Origin of the sequence: Streptomyces sp. NBC_01176 (assembly GCF_045039825.1) — a bacterium.
GTDB lineage: Bacteria > Actinomycetota > Actinomycetes > Streptomycetales > Streptomycetaceae > Streptomyces.
Genome location: NZ_CP108600.1, coordinates 5,982,847 through 6,000,671, shown reverse-complemented (window position 1 = coordinate 6,000,671; position 17,825 = coordinate 5,982,847). Strand labels below are relative to the sequence as shown.

Here is a 17,825-nt window from a genome sequence, read left to right as displayed (position 1 = left end):
CCCCGGAGAGTGATCTCCGGGGGCCCTCACTCGTCGTACGGCCGCCGATACCGCGGCACTAGGGCGTCTTTCGCAACACGCCCTAGATCTCGTACGACATCCGAGGCGTCGCCAGATCCGCCGGGCCCGAGTACGCCGTGCGGGCGTCGGCCAGGTTGATCCGGGGGTCCGTCCACGGCGGGATGTGGGTGAGCAGGAGACGCCGGGCGCCGGCGCGGCTGGCCGTCTCGCCCGCCTCACGGCCGTTGAGATGCAGGTCGGGGATGTTCTCCTTGCCGTGCGTGAACGCGGCCTCGCAGAGGAACAGGTCGGTGTCCCGGGCGAGTTCGTCCAGCGTCTCGGTGACGCCCGTGTCCCCGGAGTACGTCAGCGACCTCCCCCCGTGCTCGACACGGATGGCGTACGCCTCCACGGGGTGACGGACCCGTTCCGTGTGGACGGTGAACGGGCCGATCTCGAACGAGCCCGGCTTGACCGTGTGGAAGTCGAAGACCTCGCTCATCGAGGAGGCGGTGGGAGTGTCCGCGTACGCGGTGGTCAGGCGCTGCTCCGTGCCCTCGGGTCCGTAGACGGGGATCGGGTCGCAGCGGCCGCCCTCGTGGCGGTAGTAGCGCGCGACGAAGTACGCGCACATGTCGATGCAGTGGTCGGCGTGCAGATGGCTGAGGAAGATCGCGTCGAGGTCGTAGAGACCGCAGTGGCGCTGCAGCTCGCCAAGGGCACCGTTGCCCATGTCGAGAAGCAGCCGGAAGCCGTCGGCCTCTACGAGGTAGCTCGAGCAGGCCGATTCCGCGGACGGGAACGACCCCGAGCAGCCGACGACGGTGAGCTTCATAAGAGCTGGAACCTCCGCGCTGACAGGAAGTGCAGAGAGTAAGTGCGGTAGGCAACTACTCGGAGCAGATACGGGAACGGGGGTCGTGCGGTCCGTCGAGCGTAAGGCGCAAAAGGGCGGGTCGCTCCTCCGCCAGGGGCCGTTGTGGGCGAACTCACCTGTGCTGTCACCGGTTCGGATGGACGCTCGGACGAAGGTGGCACGGGCGCGTCGCGCGGGCGGGGGGCGCGGCGGGGTGCGCGCCGGTACCTTCTTTGGTATGGACACGTCCTGGTGGCTCGCGTTGGCGGCCGTGGTGCTGCTCGCGCTCGTCGCGACGCTGGTGGACGGCTGGGGGCGCCGTGGGCGCCGGCCCGCCGCGCGTACCCGGCCGCCCGGCCGTCCCGGCCGGCGCCCCGGCGGGGTGCGGCGGGGGACGCGGCCCCGGCCGGCGGAGATCTGGTGGGCGAACGTTCCCTACGAGGACATGTCCGGGGGGAAGGACCGGCCGTGTCTGGTGCTGGTGGTGCGGGGGAAGCGGGCGACCGTCGCGAAGATCACGAGCAAGTACCACGACGAGCGGGCCGGGGTGATTCCGCTGCCGCCCGGGGCGGTCGGTGACGCGCACGGGCGGGCGAGTTTCCTGGAGACGGATGAGCTGCGCGAGGTGTCCGTGGGGGAGTTCCGGCGGCGGGTCGGGGTGGTCGATCCGGTGCTGTGGGACCAGGTCCGCCACCTGGCCGACTGAGCCGCCTCGCCCACCTGACCCGCCCCTGGCGGCTGCGCCCCCAGACCCCCGCCAGGGGCGCTGCGCCCCCTGGACCCCCGCACCGCCCGAAGGGCTCGTCCTCAAACGCCGGACGGGCTGAAATGCGTGACCCCGGCGCCAGCCTCGAGGGCGGCCATCGGCGCGGGCTCGCATCTCCAGCGCGGGCCGGCCTATCCAGCCCGTCCGGCGATCGAGGACGAGGCCGTCCGGGCCGAAGCGGGGGTCCGGGGGCGGCAGCCCCCGGGTGGGGGCGAACCCCGCCGTGGGCCCTACGCCCAGAGCTGCCCCTGGAGCGTGGCGATGGCCTCCTCCGTCGTCGCCGCGGTGTAGACCCCCGTCGACAGGTACTTCCAGCCCCCGTCGGCCACGACGAAGACGATGTCGGCGCTCTCCCCCGCGGCGAGCGCCTTGCGGCCGACCCCGATCGCGGCGTGCAGCGCGGCCCCGGTGGAGACCCCCGCGAAGATGCCCTCCTGCTGGAGCAGCTCCCGGGTACGGGTCACCGCGTCGGCGGAGCCGACCGAGAAACGGGTGGTCAGGACGGACGCGTCGTACAGCTCGGGGACGAAGCCCTCGTCCAGGTTGCGCAGCCCGTACACCAGGTCGTCGTAGCGCGGCTCCGCCGCGACGATCTTCACGTCCGGCTTGTTCTCCCGGAGGAAGCGCCCGACGCCCATCAGCGTGCCGGTGGTGCCGAGACCCGCCACGAAGTGGGTGACGGAGGGCAGGTCGGCAAGGATCTCCGGCCCGGTCGTCGCGTAGTGCGCCCCCGCGTTGTCGGGGTTCCCGTACTGGTACAGCATCACCCAGTCGGGGTGCTCGGCCGAGAGTTCCTTCGCGACGCGCACGGCGGTGTTGGAGCCGCCGGCGGCCGGACTGGGGATGATCTCCGCGCCCCACATGCCGAGCAGCTCACGCCGTTCCTGCGAGGTGTTCTCGGGCATCACGCACACCATGCGGTAGCCCTTGAGCTTGGCCGCCATCGCCAGCGAGATGCCCGTGTTGCCCGACGTCGGTTCCAGGATGGTGCAGCCGGGTGTCAGACGGCCGTCCTTCTCCGCCTGTTCGATCATGTGCAGCGCGGGCCGGTCCTTGACCGAGCCGGTGGGATTGCGGTCCTCCAGCTTCGCCCAGATACGGACGTCCGCGGACGGCGAGAGCCGCGGCAGGCGCACCAGAGGGGTGTTGCCCACCGCGGCGAGCGGGGAGTCGTAGCGCATGAGTGACCAGCGGCCGATCAGGCCATACCGCCGGCCACGGCCGGCAGGATCGTCACGTTGTCGCCGTCGGCGAGCTTGGTGTTGATGCCGTCGAGGAAGCGGACGTCCTCGTCGTTCAGGTAGACGTTGACGAAGCGGCGCAGCTGGCCGTCGTCGACGATGCGTGCCTGGATGCCCGCGTGCCGGGTCTCGAGGTCGGCGAAGAGCTCGGCGAGGGTCTCCCCGCCGCCCTCGACGGCCTTCTCGCCGCCGGTGTAGGTACGGAGGATGGTGGGGATGCGGACCTCGATGGCCATGGGTTCGGGCTCCTGTCGGAAGGAAGTCGGTCGGTGGGCGCGCGGCAGCGCGGAAAAAGCATGGGGTACGCCGGTTGCGGATCCCCGAAGCCCTCGGCTTCGCCCGGGGTGCCCCGATGGCTCACGGCCGTACGGCGGCGGCAGGATCAGGGTGTACAGATGGCGCTCTGCAGCCTGCACAGGTCGACGTGCAGCCGCGCCACGAGCAGCACGCCCGGCGTCTTCTCGCTCACGTCCTGGGAAACCATGGGCTCATCGTATCGATTCCCGCCCGGGATCCCCGAGTGTGGTCTCGCATTCCGGATACTTTCGGGCCAGAGGGTGAGATCAGTAGGCCTCAACGACCTTGACCTCCTCCTCCGTCACCTCGCCCTCCAGGATCCGGTACGAACGGAACTGGAAGGGCCCGGCGTCGTCGGTGTCCGCGGTCGAGACGAGGACGTAGTGGGCGCCGGGCTCGTTGGCGTAGGAGATGTCCGTACGGGAGGGGTACGCCTCGGTCGCCGTGTGGGAGTGGTAGATGATCACCGGCTCCTCGTCACGGTCGTCCATCTCGCGGTACAGCTTCAGCAGGTCGCCCGAGTCGAACTCGTAGAAGGTGGGCGAGCGGGCGGCGTTGAGCATGGGGATGAAGCGCTCGGGGCGGCCCGCGCCCGCGGGGCCGGCGACGACGCCGCACGCCTCGTCGGGGTGGTCCTGGCGCGCGTGCGCGACGATCTGGTCGACGAGCGTTCGAGTGATGGTCAGCATGTCGGCCAGGATAAGCAGACGGGCCGCCCCGTACCGAGGAGTGGTACGGGGCGGCCCGTATGCCGGACGTCCGAGCGGCGGCCCGTGCGGGCCGGACGTCCGCGGCCGGTCAGCCGGCCTTCTCGAAGGTGGGCTCACGGCGCTCGGTGACCTGCGGGTTGCGCGTCTTGAGGACGGCCCAGCCCACGGCCAGCGCGACGGCCCAGACGGCCATCACGTAGAGGCAGATGCGGGAGTCGGCGTCGTAGGCGATCAGGCCCGTGACGAAGAGCAGGAACGCGACCGCGACCCAGCTGCACTTCGCGCCGCCCGGGGCCGGGAAGGACGAGGCCGGCAGGCGTCCGGCGTCGACCGCGCGGCGGTAGAGGATGTGGCTGACCAGGATCATCAGCCAGGTCCAGATGCCGGCCGCGGTGGCCACCGAGGTGACGTAGCCGAAGGCCTTCTCCGGGACGATGTAGTTCAGGATCACGCCGATGCCCATGAAGAGCACGGAGACCGTGATGCCGAAGGCCGGGGTCTTGGTCGAGGAGAGCTTGTTGAAGACCTTCGGCGCCTCGCCGTTGTCGGCGAGGGTGCGCAGCATGCGGCCCGTGGAGTACATGCCGGAGTTGCAGGACGACAGGGCGGCGGTGAGCACGACGAAGTTGACGATGCCGGCGCCGGCCGGGATGCCGATCTTCGCGAAGGCTTCCACGAAGGGACTCACCCCGGGGGCGAACTCCGTCCACTTCACGACGCAGAGGATGACCGTGAGCGCGCCGACGTAGAAGAGGGCGATGCGCCACGGGAGGGTGTTGATGGCCTTGGGAAGCGTCTTCTCGGGGTTCTCGGACTCGCCCGCGGTGACGCCGACGAGTTCGACGGCGAGGTAGGCGAACATGACGCCCTGGAGGGTCATCAGGGAGGAGCCGATGCCCTTGGGGAAGAAGCCGTCGAACTGCCAGAGGTTGGCGACGGAGGCGGTGTCACCGGCGGAGCTGAAGCCGAAGGTGAGCACGCCGAGGCCGATCACGATCATGCCGATCAGCGCGGTGACCTTGACCATCGAGAACCAGAACTCGATCTCGCCGAAGAGCTTCACCGAGATCAGGTTCGCCACGAAGAGGACGACCAGGAACACCAGTGCGGTCACCCATTGGGGGACGGCCGGGAACCAGTAGTGGACGTAGATCGCGGCGGCGGTCAGCTCGGCCATGCCGGTGACCACCCACATCAGCCAGTACGTCCAGCCGGTGAAGTAGCCGAAGAACGGGCCGAGGAACTCGCGGGAGTACTCCGCGAAGGATCCCGAGACCGGGCGGTACAGGAGCAGCTCGCCGAGTGCCCGCATGATGAAGAAGATGATCACGCCGGCCAGGGCGTACATGAGGATGAGGCTGGGGCCGGCCTTGGCGATGTTCGCCCCGGCGCCCAGGAAGAGACCGACGCCGATGGCGCCGCCGATCGCGATCATCTGGACCTGGCGGCTTCCGAGCCCGCGCTCGTACCCCTCTTCGGGGGCGTCGCCGCCCACGGCCTCACTGCCCGCACGCGGCTCGTCGGTCTGGTCGACCTGCGATGAGGTCATGTGTGGTGCGCCTTTCTCCATGCCGTTCCGAGCCAGTCCCCCTGGCTTCGGATCGGGTTCCGATCCCCCCGGATTGATGGAGCGTGTGCCTGGCCGGCGATCCGCCGGCTCGGTGGCGCACCCGACCGGACGTGGGTGGTGTCCTGTCGGGCGGTCGTGAAGATTTATCACGACCGCAACGGACGGGGCGGGCGGCGCGTGTTGTGCACACCACAGGGAGAAGCGGACAAAAAGACCACGACGCTATATAGCAGGCCGCAACGGTGACGGGATCGTTATCCGGATTTGAGCGTCCTCTGAGCGAACGCAGAAATGCGGAGAGATCACGGCATAAGGGTCTCGACGAGCGTCTCCTGGAGACCGCCCAGCCAGAGGTAGGCCATGACCATCGGCTTGCGCGGGTCCTCGTCGGGAAGGCGGTAGAGGAGGTCGGTGTCCTCCTCGTCGACGACGTCGAGCCGGGCGCCGATCGCCAGCCGCAGGTCGTTGAGCGCGCGCAGCCACGACTCGGACTCCGGGACGGAGAGCTTGAGGACCGCGCCTCCGTCGCCCGCCGTGGTGAGCGCGTCGAGGCAGCGGATCACCACGAGGGCGTTCTCACGCTTGCCCGCGCGCAGGTCGTTCTCGGTGAAGCGGCGGAACTCGGAGGAGTACGCCCGCTGCTCCTCGGCCTGCTCCGCCGAGGCGGCCTCGACGTCGGGGCCGCTGTAGGCGTCCGGGAAGAGGCGCTGCAGCACCGGGTCGGAGGGCGGCTCGCTCGGGCCCTCCGCGAACAGCTCCGCGAGCGGGTCGTCCGGGGCGTCCTCCGCGGGGCCGGGACCGATGAGCTCCAGGAGCTGCACGGCGAGGGAGCGGATGATGGAGATCTCGACCTCGTCGAGCGCGACGGCCGCGCCGCCGTCGGGGAGCGGTTCGAAGTGTCCTGGCATGGAGTGAGTTCGCTACTTCCGGTCCTGCTCGCGGTTTCGGGGCTTTTCGGTGGTCCGGTTACTTCCGGTCCTGCTGAAGGGTGGCCCACAGACCGTAGCCGTGCATCGCCTGCACGTCGCGCTCCATCTCCTCGCGCGTGCCGCTGGAGACGACCGCCCGGCCCTTGTGGTGGACGTCGAGCATGAGCTTGGTGGCCTTGTCCTTGGTGTACCCGAAGTACGTCTGGAAGACATACGTCACGTAACTCATGAGGTTGACCGGGTCGTTGTGCACGATCGTGATCCAGGGGACGTCCGGCTCGGGCACGGCGAAGACCTCCTCCGCCGACTCGGTCTTTTCGGTCTCTAGGGGTGCGGGAGCCGTCACACGGCCCATGCTGCCACCACAAGGGGGTGCCCGCACAAACGGGCCCCACAAACCGGACCCACAAATCGTCAGAGTGACGAGATGGGGGTACGATCCCGTGCTGTGCGGCGATCCGGGGGACGACCCCCGGCCCCCTCGGCCCCGTGCCGGGGGACACGGAGCGATGAGTGCGAGGAGAGCACAGTGAATCCAGCGGACCTCGGACTGCCGGTGGACGTGCCCTCCACGGCGCTCTTCACCGACCAGTACGAACTGACGATGCTGCAGGCCGCGCTGGCCGCCGGGACCGCCGAGCGGCGCTCGGTCTTCGAGGTCTTCACCCGGCGACTGCCCGAGGGGCGCCGCTACGGCGTCGTGGCGGGCACCGGGCGGGTCCTCGACGCCGTCGAGAACTTCCGCTTCGACGCCGACGTCCTCGGCTTCCTGCGCGAGCGGGCCGTCGTGGACGAGCCGACCCTGGAGTGGCTCGCCTCGTACCGCTTCCGCGGGGACATCTGGGGCTATCCCGAGGGCGAGGTGTACTTCCCGGGCTCGCCCGTGCTGCGGGTCGAGGGGTCCTTCGCGGAGTGCGTGCTCCTGGAGACCGTGATCCTCTCGATCCTCAACCACGACTCGGCGATCGCGGCCGCCGCCTCCCGGATGTCCTCCGCCGCCGGCGAACGCCCGCTGATCGAGATGGGCGCCCGGCGCACCCACGAGCTGGCCGCGGTCGCCGCCGCACGGGCCGCGTACGTGGGCGGTTTCACGACCACCTCCGACCTGGCGGCCGGCTTCCGCTACGGCATCCCGACCGTGGGGACCTCCGCGCACGCCTTCACCCTCCTGCACGACACCGAGCGGGACGCCTTCCAGGCCCAGGTGAACTCGCTCGGCCGGGGCACCACGCTGCTCGTGGACACGTACGACGTCGCCGAGGCCGTACGGACGGCCGTCGAGATCGCCGGGCCCGAGCTCGGGGCGGTCCGGATCGACTCCGGGGACCTGCTGCTGGTCGCGCACCGGGTGCGGCAGCAGCTGGACGAGCTGGGGGCGACCGGGACGAAGATCGTCGTGACCTCGGACCTGGACGAGTACGCGATCGCCTCCCTGGCGGCGGCGCCGGTGGACGCGTACGGCGTCGGCACCCAGCTGGTCACGGGGTCCGGCCATCCCACCTGCTCGATGGTCTACAAACTGGTCGCCCGTGCCGAGTCGGCGGACCCGAAGGCTCCGCTGGAGCCCGTGGCCAAGAAGTCGACCGGAGGCAAGACCTCCATCGGCGGGCGCAAGTGGGCGGCGCGACGGCGCGACGAGCGCGGGTTCGCCGAGGCCGAGGTGATCGGGACCGGGCCGGTGCCCGGCGGACTCGCCGACCAGCAACTCCTGGTCGAGCTGGTCAAGGGCGGCCAGGTCGTCTCCCGGGAGCCGCTCGACATGGCGCGCGACCGGCACGCGGCCGTCCGTGCCCGGCTGCCTCTCTCGGCGACCCAGCTGTCGCGCGGGGAAGCGGTGATTCCCACGGAGTACGTCTGAGGTTTCCCCCGGAGTACGTCGGAGAAGGACTACGCGTCCGTCGAGAAGGCGTCTGCGCGGCGGGGTCCCGGGCGGCGTCCGGCCACGCCCGCCCGCACACGTCCGTTGCGCCCAGGGTGCGCCGGGGTGTGCGCGGGCAGCGCCGTGGCGGCACCCGGCTTCTTCGGCCGCCCCCGGGCAAACACGAATGAACGGGCGGTCAGCGGGAATGCAACGGCAGCACGCACGAGCACAGCCGTCGGGGCCGACAGTACTGACCCAACCCCTCCCGCGCCGCACGTGAAGTCTCCAGGCGGGCCCGACAGGCCGGGCCCGCATCCCCACACCGACCCCATAGTCGAAGGACACCGACCATGCGCCGCGCCTTGATCGTCGTAGACGTGCAGAACGACTTCTGCGAGGGAGGCAGCCTCGCGGTGGCCGGGGGCGCCGACGTGGCCGCCGCCATCACGGAGCTGATCGGGCAGGCGCCCGCCGGCTACCGGCATGTCGTCGCCACCCGTGACCTGCACATCGCCCCCGGCGGCCACTTCGCCGACAACCCCGACTACGTCCACTCCTGGCCCGCGCACTGCGTGGCCGGCACCGAGGGCGTGGGGTTCCACCCGAACTTCGCCCCGGTGGTCGCCTCCGGCGCGATCGACGCCGTCTTCGACAAGGGCGCGTACGCGGCGGCCTACAGCGGGTTCGAGGGCGCCGACGAGAACGGGGTCGCGCTGGGCGACTGGCTGCGGGCCCGCGAGATCGACGAGGTGGACGTGGTGGGCATCGCGACCGACCACTGTGTACGGGCGACCGCGCTGGACGCGGTGCGGGACGGTTTCCGTACGCAGGTGCTGCTCGACCTCACGGCCGGGGTGTCCGAGGCGACCACGGAGCGGGCGCTGGAGGAGCTGCGGGGGGCGGGCGTCGAACTGACCGGCAAGCCGGTCGTGTGACGGCTGTCCCGATCACCCCGGGATCCGTCCGTCAGGGCTGAGGGGCCGGGCGTCTCAGGAGGGCTCTGATCGGGTGCCAGAGCTCCTGGGACGGGACCGGGCACGCGACCCCGCTGTCGGGGGCCGTACGCCATATCAGGCCGTCGGGATGGTGCAGGACGGCGGTGATCTCGTCGGGTGTGGGCGGAGCCCCGTTGCCACTGAGGTACACGGCGCGCAGGCCCAGGTTGCGCAGGCGGGTCAGGGCGCGGGCCCGGTTCTGGGCCAGCACCAGGAAGCGCACGCAGCCCAGCGCCGAGCCCGGCGGGCTGGGCAGGTTCAGCGCCACCACCACGCTGCCGTTCGGCAGCTTGCAGAAACCTCCTGCGGCCATGCAGTCACACCCCCGTGCGTCCCGGTGTCAATAAGAAATCCACAGGACGCACCTAAACACGATCGGCCGCAACCCGCCAGGGGGTCACGGTCGATCATGCTCTGACCTGCTAAAACATCGCTTACTTCGTCGACGGACCCACCAGGAGCGTGATCGTCGAGCCGTCCTTGGGCTCCTTCACGATCCGGATCTTGGTGTTGGTGTCAGTGACCTTGACGCCACCCGTGGGGTTCGCCGGGTCGTAGTACGAGCTCCTGCCGTCGTCGAAGACGGAGACCCCCTTCTGCGACTTGATCTTCAGCGCGACGTCGGCGTTGTGGAGCTTGAGCGCGTCCGTCGGATAGGTGCTGAAGGTCGAGTCGAAGGTCTGGATCTTGTTCCGGAGGATCGTTCCGTCGGTCCACTTCAGGGCCGCCGGGTGCGCGTCCACCGGCAGGATCTGACCCGCGCCCGGGTGGGCGCTGGTGTTGTTGTCCGCCTGGGAGGTGTCCCACTTCCAGATCAGCAGACCGTTCTGGTACGGGTAGTGCTCGACCCAGTCCGGACGCGTCGTCGAGAAGCCGAAGTTGTACGGGCCGACCTTGAGGGTCTTGTCGTACGAGACGTACTGGCGGTTCTCGGCGATGTAGTACTGCGCGTACTCGTCGGAGAAGGACGCGCCGATCCGGGAGAAGCCGGCGGCGGTCCACGCGGCGTCCGCGCTCTCCGCGTTGTCGGAGAAGAGCGGCGTGCCGTCGGCGGTCACGGTGATCTCGTCGGCCGTGAAGCCCTTCAACGCCACGCCACCGTCGCTCTGGTAGCGGAAGCGCAGGTCGATCTTCTTGCCCGCGTAGGCGTCGAGCGGGAAGGACAGCTTCTTGTACGCGTCCACGGAACCGGTCAGCGCGGGCTTGCCGCTGCCGTCCCGCGGGATCGCGGCGCCGTCCACCGTGCCGTCGAGAGCGGTCCAGTTGGCGCCGCCGTCGGTGGACACCTCGGTGTAGAGGTAGTCGTAGTCCTGCTCGATGTCGTACCAGCCGTCGAGCGTCAGCGTGGCCGCGGACTTGCCGGTGAGGTCCACCGAACGGGTCAGCGTGTTCTTGAGGTCGTTGCCGCTGCCGCTCCACCACTGGCTGGCGCCCTGTGCGGGCGTGACGACCGTGGTGGTGACTTCCTTGTCAGGCAGCGAGACCACGACGGCCTGCCTGTTCTTGGTGTTGTACTCGGCGACGCCCAGCTTGTGCTCCGACGTCACGCCGGCCTTGGCCCGGTCGTAGTCGAGCCAGCCGAGCTGCAGCTTGTCCCAGGCGTTCATGTCGCCGGGCAGGTCGCCGATGGCGTTCTTGCCGGTGCCGAGCCAGGAACCTGCCGACATCAGCGTCCAGAAGCCGGTGCCGTTCTCGCCGCCGCCGGAGGTGTCGTACTCGTCCGGGAGGCCGAGGTCGTGGCCGTACTCGTGGGCGTAGACGCCGAGTCCGCCGTTCTCCGGCTGGATGGTGTAGTCGCCGACCCAGATGCCGGTGTCGCCGATCGCGGCACCGCCGAGCTTGTTGCCGACCGGGCCGGTCGCACCGGCGTCGGTGCCGAACGCGTACCAGCGGTGGGCCCAGATCGCGTCCTCGCCCTGCGCACCGCCGCCCGCGGACTCGTCCTCACCGGCGTGCACGATCTGGAAGTGGTCGATGTAGCCGTCGGGCTCGTTGAAGTTGCCGTCGCCGTCGTAGTCGTAGCGGTCCCACTGGTCGTACTGGGCGAGGTCCGCCTTGATGGCCGCGTCGGACTTGCCGGCCGCCTTCTGGTCGGCGACCCAGGCGGTGACGCCGTCCTGGACCGCGTACCAGGCACCGGTGGACGCCTGGTTGGAGCCGTAACGGGCCTCGTTGTACGGGACCTTGACCCAGTCGGTGACCTCGCCGTCGACCGAGTAACGGCCCGAGGACTCCTTCTCGTAGTACTTCTTCAGCGACTCGGTGTTCTTGCCGGTGCCGAAGTAGAGGTCCTGGAAGTGCTTCTGGTTGTAGTCCGCCTGCCACGCCGTGCTGTTGTCCTTGGCGCGGTCGGGCGCGGCTATCTGGTTGTGCAGCGGGCCGGCGGTGCCGCCGTAACGGCTGTCCACCTGGTCGCCGAACTCGACGAGGATCGTGAAGATCCGGTCGGTCTTCTCGCGGCCGAGCTCGACGTACTTGCTCTTGCCCTTGTTCTTGCCCTTGAGCTGGACGACGCGCGAACCGTTGCGGTCCTGCACCTTGGCGTCGCCGGATATGACCTGATCCAGGGCTTCCTTGCGCTGTGCGTCCTGGGTCTTGCTGAGCGGGCCGTCGAGGTCGTGGTCGACCTTGTTCCTGGCCGGCTGCGGGTCGTGGCGCTCCACGGTCGACGGCGACGCGGCGCCGTCGGCCTGCGCAACGGCGAACGTCGAGAACGTGGCGGTGGCCGCCGCGAGGGCGACGCCCACCGCGGCTGCTCTGAACGTCCATGGTCTGCTGGTCACTTGAAATCCTCCCCCGCGTGTCCGTCCGCGCGGATGGGGGGATCCCGGTGTCACGCTCCGCGCGCGTATACGCGTGTCAAGTGACGACATTTGACCGGAGTTACCAAAGAAAAGACAGATCTTGACTTGCACAAGTCAACTGCACTATGTAGGAGCGCCCGTTCGGTATCCGAACCCCCACAAGTGCACCCAACGGGCGCGTCCACACGTCCACTTGATGGACGCGATGAATCCGTGCGCCCCCTGTGCACCGGCACCGTGGGTTAGGTCACGCTTACCGGGCGTTCCAGTCGGGCATGCAGGCGAATAGAGTCGATTGGCGCAACGCTGGAATGCCAACGGATCGACAGGCGGACAGCGTTGTCGCCCCGCGATTCACCGTTCCGTCCGAGCTCGCGGCTCCACCCGGGCTCGGGGCTCCACCCGAGTTCGCAGCACCGCCCGAGTTCGCAGCACCGCCCGAGTTCGCAGCACCACCCGAGTTCACAGCACCGCCCGAGTTCGCAGCTCCACCCCGTTGTTGTCCGCATCCTCCCCCATCTCGAGAGGCACGGGGGGAGTACCCCCACCCCGAGGAATCGCCATGCCTCGTCCGACCGCCGCACAGCTCGCCTACGGTTCCTGCACCGTGATCTTCTCGACGCTCGCCATGCTGCTGCTGTCTCAGACGAGTTCGGGCCTGGGGATCGCGGTGATCACCCTCTCGGCACTCGCTCTCGGACTGCTCGTCGCCGTAACGGTTCCGCTGCCGAAGCGCGCACCGTCGGCCGCCGCGGCCCCCGCCGTCCAGGCGCGGGTTCCGGTGCGGCGCGAGACCGCGTCCGTCGCCGCTTCCGTATCCGCGTCCGTCTCCGTGTCGCCCGAGCCCGTTCACGAACCGGCGGGTCAGTGACCCCACGCACGTCCGGCGGGCCCCCGAAGCGCGGACCCGCCGTCCCGGTCAGCCGTCTCCCCGTGGAGTGCGGCTGATCGCGTGTGTCAGCCGGTGGCCACCACCACCGTCTTGGCCGCCTTGTCGTGCAGACCCTGCTTGTAGGGCTTGTCGAAGAAGCTCCAGCCCCCCGCGATCGCGGTCCAGATGCACGCGCAGCAGAACGCGAACGGGATCCACAGCACCAGCGCGCGGATCAGCGAGGTCTGCGTGGAGGGTGTGGCGCCGTTGTCCAGGTCGGCCACCCGCATGTTGAACAGTTTCATGCCGAGGGTCTGGCCCGACTTGCGGATCAGGAGGGTGTCGTAGCCGGTGTAGAGCACCGCGGCGATCACGGACTGCCCGAGGCCCTTGCCGTACTCGACCCGGTCCGCGTTCACGTTGTACTCGGTGACCCCGAACGCCCAGGACAGCAGCCACACCACGATGCCCACGAGGATCATGTCGAGGATCCTCGCCAGCACGCGTTTGCCGCTGTCGGCGAGCGGCGGCATGCCCTCCAGCGGATCGCCGCCGTAGGGGCCGCCGGGTCCGTAGGGGTCGCCGCCACCGGAGCCGTAGGGGCCACCGCCACCGGCGCCGTAGGGACCGCCGCCGCCCGAACCGTAGGGGCCCCCGCCGGGGGGCGGGGGCTGCTGACCGCCGTGCGGCGGGGGCTGACTCCCGTACGGCGGAGTCCGGTTGTCGTGCGGGGAGTCGTACGGCGAACCAGAAGGCGGCGGGGGCGAGGTGCCGTCGTACGGGGAACCGCCGCCCTCAGCCGGCGGGGGCTGCTTCTTGAACGGGTCATCCTCCGGTGGCTGCCCGGAGCCGGGGGGCGGCGGTTCGCTGCTCATGGCCCGAGTCGACCGCGAACCCTCCGGCTCCGCATCCCGCGGGCGGCCGTCCGGGGGACCGCGGAGCCCGCCGCCGCCTGACCCGGACGGCAGACCTCAGGCGGAGGGCGGCTGGGCGGCCACGAAGGTGTGGGCCGCCTTGTCGTGCCAGCACTGCCGCCAGGGCCGGTCGAACAGACACCACAGGACGCCCACGACACCGATGCCCAGGACGCCGGTGACGCCGTAGACGAGCCAGCGGCGCAGCGCCGCACCGAAGGACGGGGGTTCGTGGCCCTCGATGTCCCGGACCTCGATGCCGCACAGCTTCTTGCCGAGGGTGCGGCCCCAGCGTGCGGTGGGCAACGCGTCGTAGACCACGCCGAACAGGAGCAGGACGGCGAGGCAGACACCCAGGTAGCCCGTGGTCGTGCCGTCCAGCAGCCACACCGTCACGGTCTGCCCGGACCGCTTGGCCGCGTCGATCTTCTCGTTGATGTGGTCGATCGCCTTGGTGCCCAACGGCACGGCGGCCACGGCGGTGACGGTGCCCAGCACCGCGGTGTCCACGATCCGGGCCACCAGCCGTCTGCCCAGGCCCGCGGGCCGTGCCGCGGAGTGGCGGCGGGCGGCGGCCTGGAACACGTCGTCGACCGGCGGCTTCCAGGGCGGGACGGGCCCCTCGTCGCCCGCGAGCCGGTGCACCTGCTGGGCCCAGGAGGGCTGTCCGCCACCGGCGCCGCTCGACAGCGGCGTGGCGGCGGGGCCGCTGGACTGCTGGGGCACGGCCGGGGCGGGCGGCTGCTGGGCGGCGGCGGCCTTGGCCGCCTGGGCGGCGGCCTGTCCGGCGCCGAAGCCGCCCCCGGCGCCCGTGGGGCCGTCCGCCGGCGCGGCCGCCCCCGCCGCGCCGCCAGCCGGGGCCGTGCTCCCGCCCCGCGCCCCGCCCTGCTGCTCCGTGCGCGGGGAGCGCGCGCGGAAGGTCATGGTGCCCTCGGAGGGGACGGAGTCCTGGGCGCCCGGGGCACCGGTGGCCGCGGACGCTCCGGGGCCCGTCTGCTGCCCCGGGCCGGCGAACCGCGCGCCGCTCGCCACGGCCGGACCGGCGTCCTCGCCCGCGGCCCCCGCGGCGCCGGTCGCCGCGCCGGGACCCGCCGCCGGGGGCCGGCGGTGGAAGACGAAGGTGCCGTCGGACACCGGGGGTTGCGAGCCGCCCGCCGGGTCCGTGGGCCCGAGCGTCGCCGTGCCGTCCGTGTGCGGCGTCTCGCCGCCCGGCGGGCGGACCGCTTCGGCGGGCTCCGCCGCGCGCGGCAGACGCGGATCAGCGCCCTGGGGCGCCCCCCAGGACACCCGGCGGTCCTGCTCGCCGCCGAAACCGGACTGGTGCGAGCGGTCGGCGCCCCACGCGGTCGCGGGCTCGGGCCGGCTGCCGTGCTGCGCCTCGGCCGGGGTCACCCGGCGCGGCTCGGCGGCCGGCCCGGGGTCCTCGTCGAAGAAGTGCGGTCCCGTCTCCTCGGTGGGCGCCGGTGCCGGAGCGGGTACGGGGGCCACCGGGCGCGTGCCGGGGGGCGGCGCGAGCGGCACGCCGTCGGACGGCGCGGGACGGCTCGTACCCGGTACCCAGGCGGCACCGTTCCAGTACCGGACATATCCAGGAATGGAGGGGTCCGGGTAATACCCTTCGCGGGGCCTGTCGTCACCGGGGGCCGGGGTTGGGGCGCTCATGTCCGTCGTCCCGTATCTGCTCGGGGGTCTTTTGGGGGCTCCACATCTATCAGACCGACGCACCCGTCAGCGGCGCTCCCGCGGTACCCACCTCTTTCGGGCAAGGATCCGCCACTTCCGATCACCGGCCGGACGGTCGGCTCCGGCCCGCCCGCCAAAAGATTTCTCCGAACCCGCGTAATGGTTCCGCGCCGGCGCGCTCTCCACTCGTACGGACCCGCCTTGGAGGCCCGTAGACGAAGGGAAGCGCACCGACATGCACATCGTGGTGGAACGCGAACTCGAACTGCACCTCGTCCTGTCCCCCGAGCGCAGCATCCCCGTGCCGGCCCGGCTCGGCTACCGCTCCGACGACCCGTACGCCGTCCACATCACCTTCCACATCGGCTCGGACCATCCGGTCAGCTGGACCTTCGCCCGCGAGCTGCTCGTCGAGGGGGTGTTCCGGCCGTGCGGGCACGGCGATGTGCGGGTGTGGCCGACGAAGGTCGCGGGACGCGGTGTCGTGCTGATGGCACTCACCTCGCCCGACGGCGACGCGCTGCTGGAGGTGCCGGCCGCGCAGGTGTCCGCCTGGCTGGAGCGCACCCTGCGGGCGGTTCCGCCGGGGTCCGAGGGCGAGCAGCTCGGCCTCGACGACGGCCTCGCCGAACTGCTCGCGCCCTCCCCCAGGTTCTCGGCCTCTCCCCCGGGTTCGGCCTCGCGGGAGCGCGGGGACCTCCAGGACCAGCCGGGATCCCTGCCGGCCGACGAGCTGTGGCTGCGCGACCCGTGGCCGTCGGACGAGTCGAAGGACGGGGAGTGAACCCACGCGCGGGCACGGCGCCGCACCTGCCCAGGCCGACGCCGCGACAGGAACCGGGGCGTGGTGCGAGAGTCCCGCCTGCCTCGCGACGCCTGCCGGGCGGACGACGGGACTCTCGCAACACGCCCTAGAACACCTTGCCCGGGTTGAGGATCCCGAGCGGGTCGAACGCGGCCTTGACGGCGCGCTGCATCTCCACCCCGACCGGCCCGATCTCGCGCGCCAGCCACTCCTTCTTCAGGACACCGACCCCGTGTTCGCCGGTGATCGTGCCGCCGAGTTCCAGACCGAGGGCCATGATCTCGTCGAAGGACTCACGGGCGCGCCGGGACTCGTCGGGGTCGGTGGCGTCGAAGCAGACGGTGGGGTGGGTGTTGCCGTCACCGGCGTGCGCGCAGACGCCGATGGTCAGGGAGTACTTCTCCGCGACGCGCTCGATGCCTTCGAGCATGTCGCCGAGCCGGGAGCGCGGCACGCACACGTCGTCGATCATCGTGGTGCCCTTGACCGCTTCGAGCGCGGTGAGCGACAACCGCCGTGCCTGGAGGAGGAGTTCGGATTCCGCCGCGTCCTCCGCCGGTACCACCTGGGTGGCGCCCGCGGCCTCGCACAGCGCGCCCACGGCGGCGAGGTCGGCCGCCGGGTCGTGGGTGTCGAAGGCGGCGAGGAGGAGCGCCTCGGTGGTCTCCGGCAGGCCCATGTGGGCCAGGGCGTTGACCGCCTTCACGGTCGTACGGTCCATCAGTTCGAGGAGGGAGGGCACATGGCCGCCCTCCATGATCCGGCAGACGGCGTCGCAGGCGGCCCGCGCCGACCCGAACTCGGCGGCCAGCACGAGTTGTCGGGGCGGCTGCGGCTTCAGGGCCAGCACCGCCCGTACGACGATGCCGAGCGACCCCTCCGACCCGACGAGGAGCCGGGTGAGGTCGTAGCCGGCGACCCCCTTCGCGGTGCGGCGGCCGGTGCTCATCAGCCGTCCGTCGGCGAGCACGACGTCCAGGCCGAGGACGTACTCGGCGGTCACCCCGTACTTCACGCAGCACAGACCGCCGGAGGCGGTGCCGATGTTGCCGCCGATCGTGCACATCTCCCAGCTGGAGGGGTCCGGCGGGTAGTACAGACCGTGTTCGTTGACCGCGCGCGAGAGCGTGGCGTTGACGACGCCGGGTTCGACGACGGCGATCCGGTCGACGGGACTGATCTCGAGGATCCGGTCCATCTTCACCAGGGAGAGCACGATGCACCCGTCCGAGGCGTTCGCGGCGCCGGACAGGCCGGTACGCGCACCCTGCGGGACGACCGGGATCCGCAGGGCGGTCGCGGTGCGCATGACGTGCTGGACCTGTTCGACGGTGCGTGGCAGGACGACGACGGCGGGTGTGCCGGCCTCGCAGAAGCTCGCCATGTCGTTGGCGTACGAGACCGTGACGTCCGGGTCGGTGAGGACCGCCTCGCTCGGCAGGCCCGCCAGGAGACGGTCGACGAGGGTGCCGGTGACGTCGTCGCGCGGGGCTTCGATACGGCTCATGATCACAGCGTCGCAC

General features: G+C 70.9%; 18 protein-coding genes. 5 read left to right on the top strand and 13 right to left on the bottom strand.

What is annotated here, in order from left to right; genetic code table 11:
• Positions 1–82 precede the first annotated feature (82 nt).
• On the bottom strand, positions 83–835 hold the full coding sequence (locus OG199_RS25870; RefSeq protein ID WP_401804210.1) for an MBL fold metallo-hydrolase: 753 nt from the start codon (positions 833–835) through the stop codon (positions 83–85).
• A gap of 259 nt (positions 836–1,094) precedes the next feature.
• Between OG199_RS25870 and OG199_RS25865 the strand changes: the two genes are divergently transcribed.
• Positions 1,095–1,562, top strand: coding sequence for a type II toxin-antitoxin system PemK/MazF family toxin (locus tag OG199_RS25865; RefSeq protein WP_351716646.1), 468 nt, complete (start codon positions 1,095–1,097; stop codon positions 1,560–1,562).
• A 290-nt stretch (positions 1,563–1,852) separates the two neighbouring features.
• On the opposite strand, the gene OG199_RS25860 is transcribed toward OG199_RS25865, so the two are convergent.
• The 7 genes from OG199_RS25860 to clpS form a co-directional block, all read right to left on the bottom strand.
• The gene (locus OG199_RS25860; RefSeq protein ID WP_356272635.1) at positions 1,853–2,803 is read right to left on the bottom strand and encodes a cysteine synthase; all 951 of its coding nucleotides are present in this window, start codon (positions 2,801–2,803) and stop codon (positions 1,853–1,855) included.
• A gap of 17 nt (positions 2,804–2,820) precedes the next feature.
• Positions 2,821–3,099 carry a MoaD/ThiS family protein gene (locus OG199_RS25855; protein ID WP_148008611.1) on the bottom strand — a complete coding sequence of 93 codons (279 nt, stop codon included), beginning with the start codon at positions 3,097–3,099 and terminating at the stop codon, positions 2,821–2,823.
• A gap of 146 nt (positions 3,100–3,245) precedes the next feature.
• Positions 3,246–3,347: a putative leader peptide gene (locus OG199_RS25850; RefSeq protein WP_323138383.1), complete on the bottom strand. Its 102-nt coding sequence runs from the start codon at positions 3,345–3,347 to the stop codon at positions 3,246–3,248.
• 79 nt (positions 3,348–3,426) lie between these two features.
• The gene (locus OG199_RS25845; protein ID WP_356804620.1) at positions 3,427–3,849 is read right to left on the bottom strand and encodes a M67 family metallopeptidase; all 423 of its coding nucleotides are present in this window, start codon (positions 3,847–3,849) and stop codon (positions 3,427–3,429) included.
• Between the two features lie 109 nt (positions 3,850–3,958).
• Positions 3,959–5,419 carry an amino acid permease gene (locus OG199_RS25840; RefSeq protein ID WP_356804618.1) on the bottom strand — a complete coding sequence of 487 codons (1,461 nt, stop codon included), beginning with the start codon at positions 5,417–5,419 and terminating at the stop codon, positions 3,959–3,961.
• Positions 5,420–5,742: 323 nt separating this feature from the next.
• A complete protein-coding gene (locus tag OG199_RS25835) occupies positions 5,743–6,348 on the bottom strand; it encodes a DUF2017 domain-containing protein (RefSeq protein ID WP_356804617.1) in 606 nt (201 codons plus the stop codon).
• Positions 6,349–6,406: 58 nt separating this feature from the next.
• Positions 6,407–6,724 carry an ATP-dependent Clp protease adapter ClpS gene (gene clpS / locus OG199_RS25830; protein WP_266699437.1) on the bottom strand — a complete coding sequence of 106 codons (318 nt, stop codon included), beginning with the start codon at positions 6,722–6,724 and terminating at the stop codon, positions 6,407–6,409.
• A 174-nt stretch (positions 6,725–6,898) separates the two neighbouring features.
• On the opposite strand from clpS, the gene OG199_RS25825 reads away from it, so the two are divergent.
• Entirely contained in the window at positions 6,899–8,227 is a 1,329-nt protein-coding gene (locus tag OG199_RS25825; protein ID WP_405831475.1) for a nicotinate phosphoribosyltransferase, read from the top strand.
• 353 nt (positions 8,228–8,580) lie between these two features.
• Positions 8,581–9,165 (top strand): isochorismatase family protein, encoded by a 585-nt coding sequence (locus OG199_RS25820; RefSeq protein WP_356804613.1) that lies wholly within the window; start codon positions 8,581–8,583, stop codon positions 9,163–9,165.
• Positions 9,166–9,196: 31 nt separating this feature from the next.
• On the opposite strand, the gene OG199_RS25815 is transcribed toward OG199_RS25820, so the two are convergent.
• Together OG199_RS25815 and OG199_RS25810 are read right to left on the bottom strand one after the other, a co-directional pair.
• Positions 9,197–9,538, bottom strand: coding sequence for a hypothetical protein (locus tag OG199_RS25815; protein WP_356804612.1), 342 nt, complete (start codon positions 9,536–9,538; stop codon positions 9,197–9,199).
• A gap of 121 nt (positions 9,539–9,659) precedes the next feature.
• Positions 9,660–12,008: an immune inhibitor A domain-containing protein gene (locus tag OG199_RS25810; RefSeq protein ID WP_356804611.1), complete on the bottom strand. Its 2,349-nt coding sequence runs from the start codon at positions 12,006–12,008 to the stop codon at positions 9,660–9,662.
• A 583-nt stretch (positions 12,009–12,591) separates the two neighbouring features.
• Between OG199_RS25810 and OG199_RS25805 the strand changes: the two genes are divergently transcribed.
• Positions 12,592–12,900 (top strand): hypothetical protein, encoded by a 309-nt coding sequence (locus tag OG199_RS25805; RefSeq protein ID WP_356804610.1) that lies wholly within the window; start codon positions 12,592–12,594, stop codon positions 12,898–12,900.
• Positions 12,901–12,986: 86 nt separating this feature from the next.
• Here the strand turns inward: OG199_RS25805 and OG199_RS25800 are convergent, their stop codons facing one another.
• Positions 12,987–13,775 (bottom strand): RDD family protein, encoded by a 789-nt coding sequence (locus OG199_RS25800; RefSeq protein ID WP_401804226.1) that lies wholly within the window; start codon positions 13,773–13,775, stop codon positions 12,987–12,989.
• Between the two features lie 96 nt (positions 13,776–13,871).
• Entirely contained in the window at positions 13,872–15,476 is a 1,605-nt protein-coding gene (locus OG199_RS25795; RefSeq protein WP_405831471.1) for an RDD family protein, read from the bottom strand.
• A gap of 256 nt (positions 15,477–15,732) precedes the next feature.
• Here OG199_RS25795 and OG199_RS25790 point away from each other — a divergent pair, with 256 nt between their 5' ends.
• A complete protein-coding gene (locus OG199_RS25790) occupies positions 15,733–16,281 on the top strand; it encodes an SsgA family sporulation/cell division regulator (RefSeq protein WP_356804606.1) in 549 nt (182 codons plus the stop codon).
• A gap of 127 nt (positions 16,282–16,408) precedes the next feature.
• On the opposite strand, the gene OG199_RS25785 is transcribed toward OG199_RS25790, so the two are convergent.
• Positions 16,409–17,815, bottom strand: coding sequence for an FAD-binding oxidoreductase (locus tag OG199_RS25785; protein ID WP_401804231.1), 1,407 nt, complete (start codon positions 17,813–17,815; stop codon positions 16,409–16,411).
• Positions 17,816–17,825: the final 10 nt, after the last annotated feature.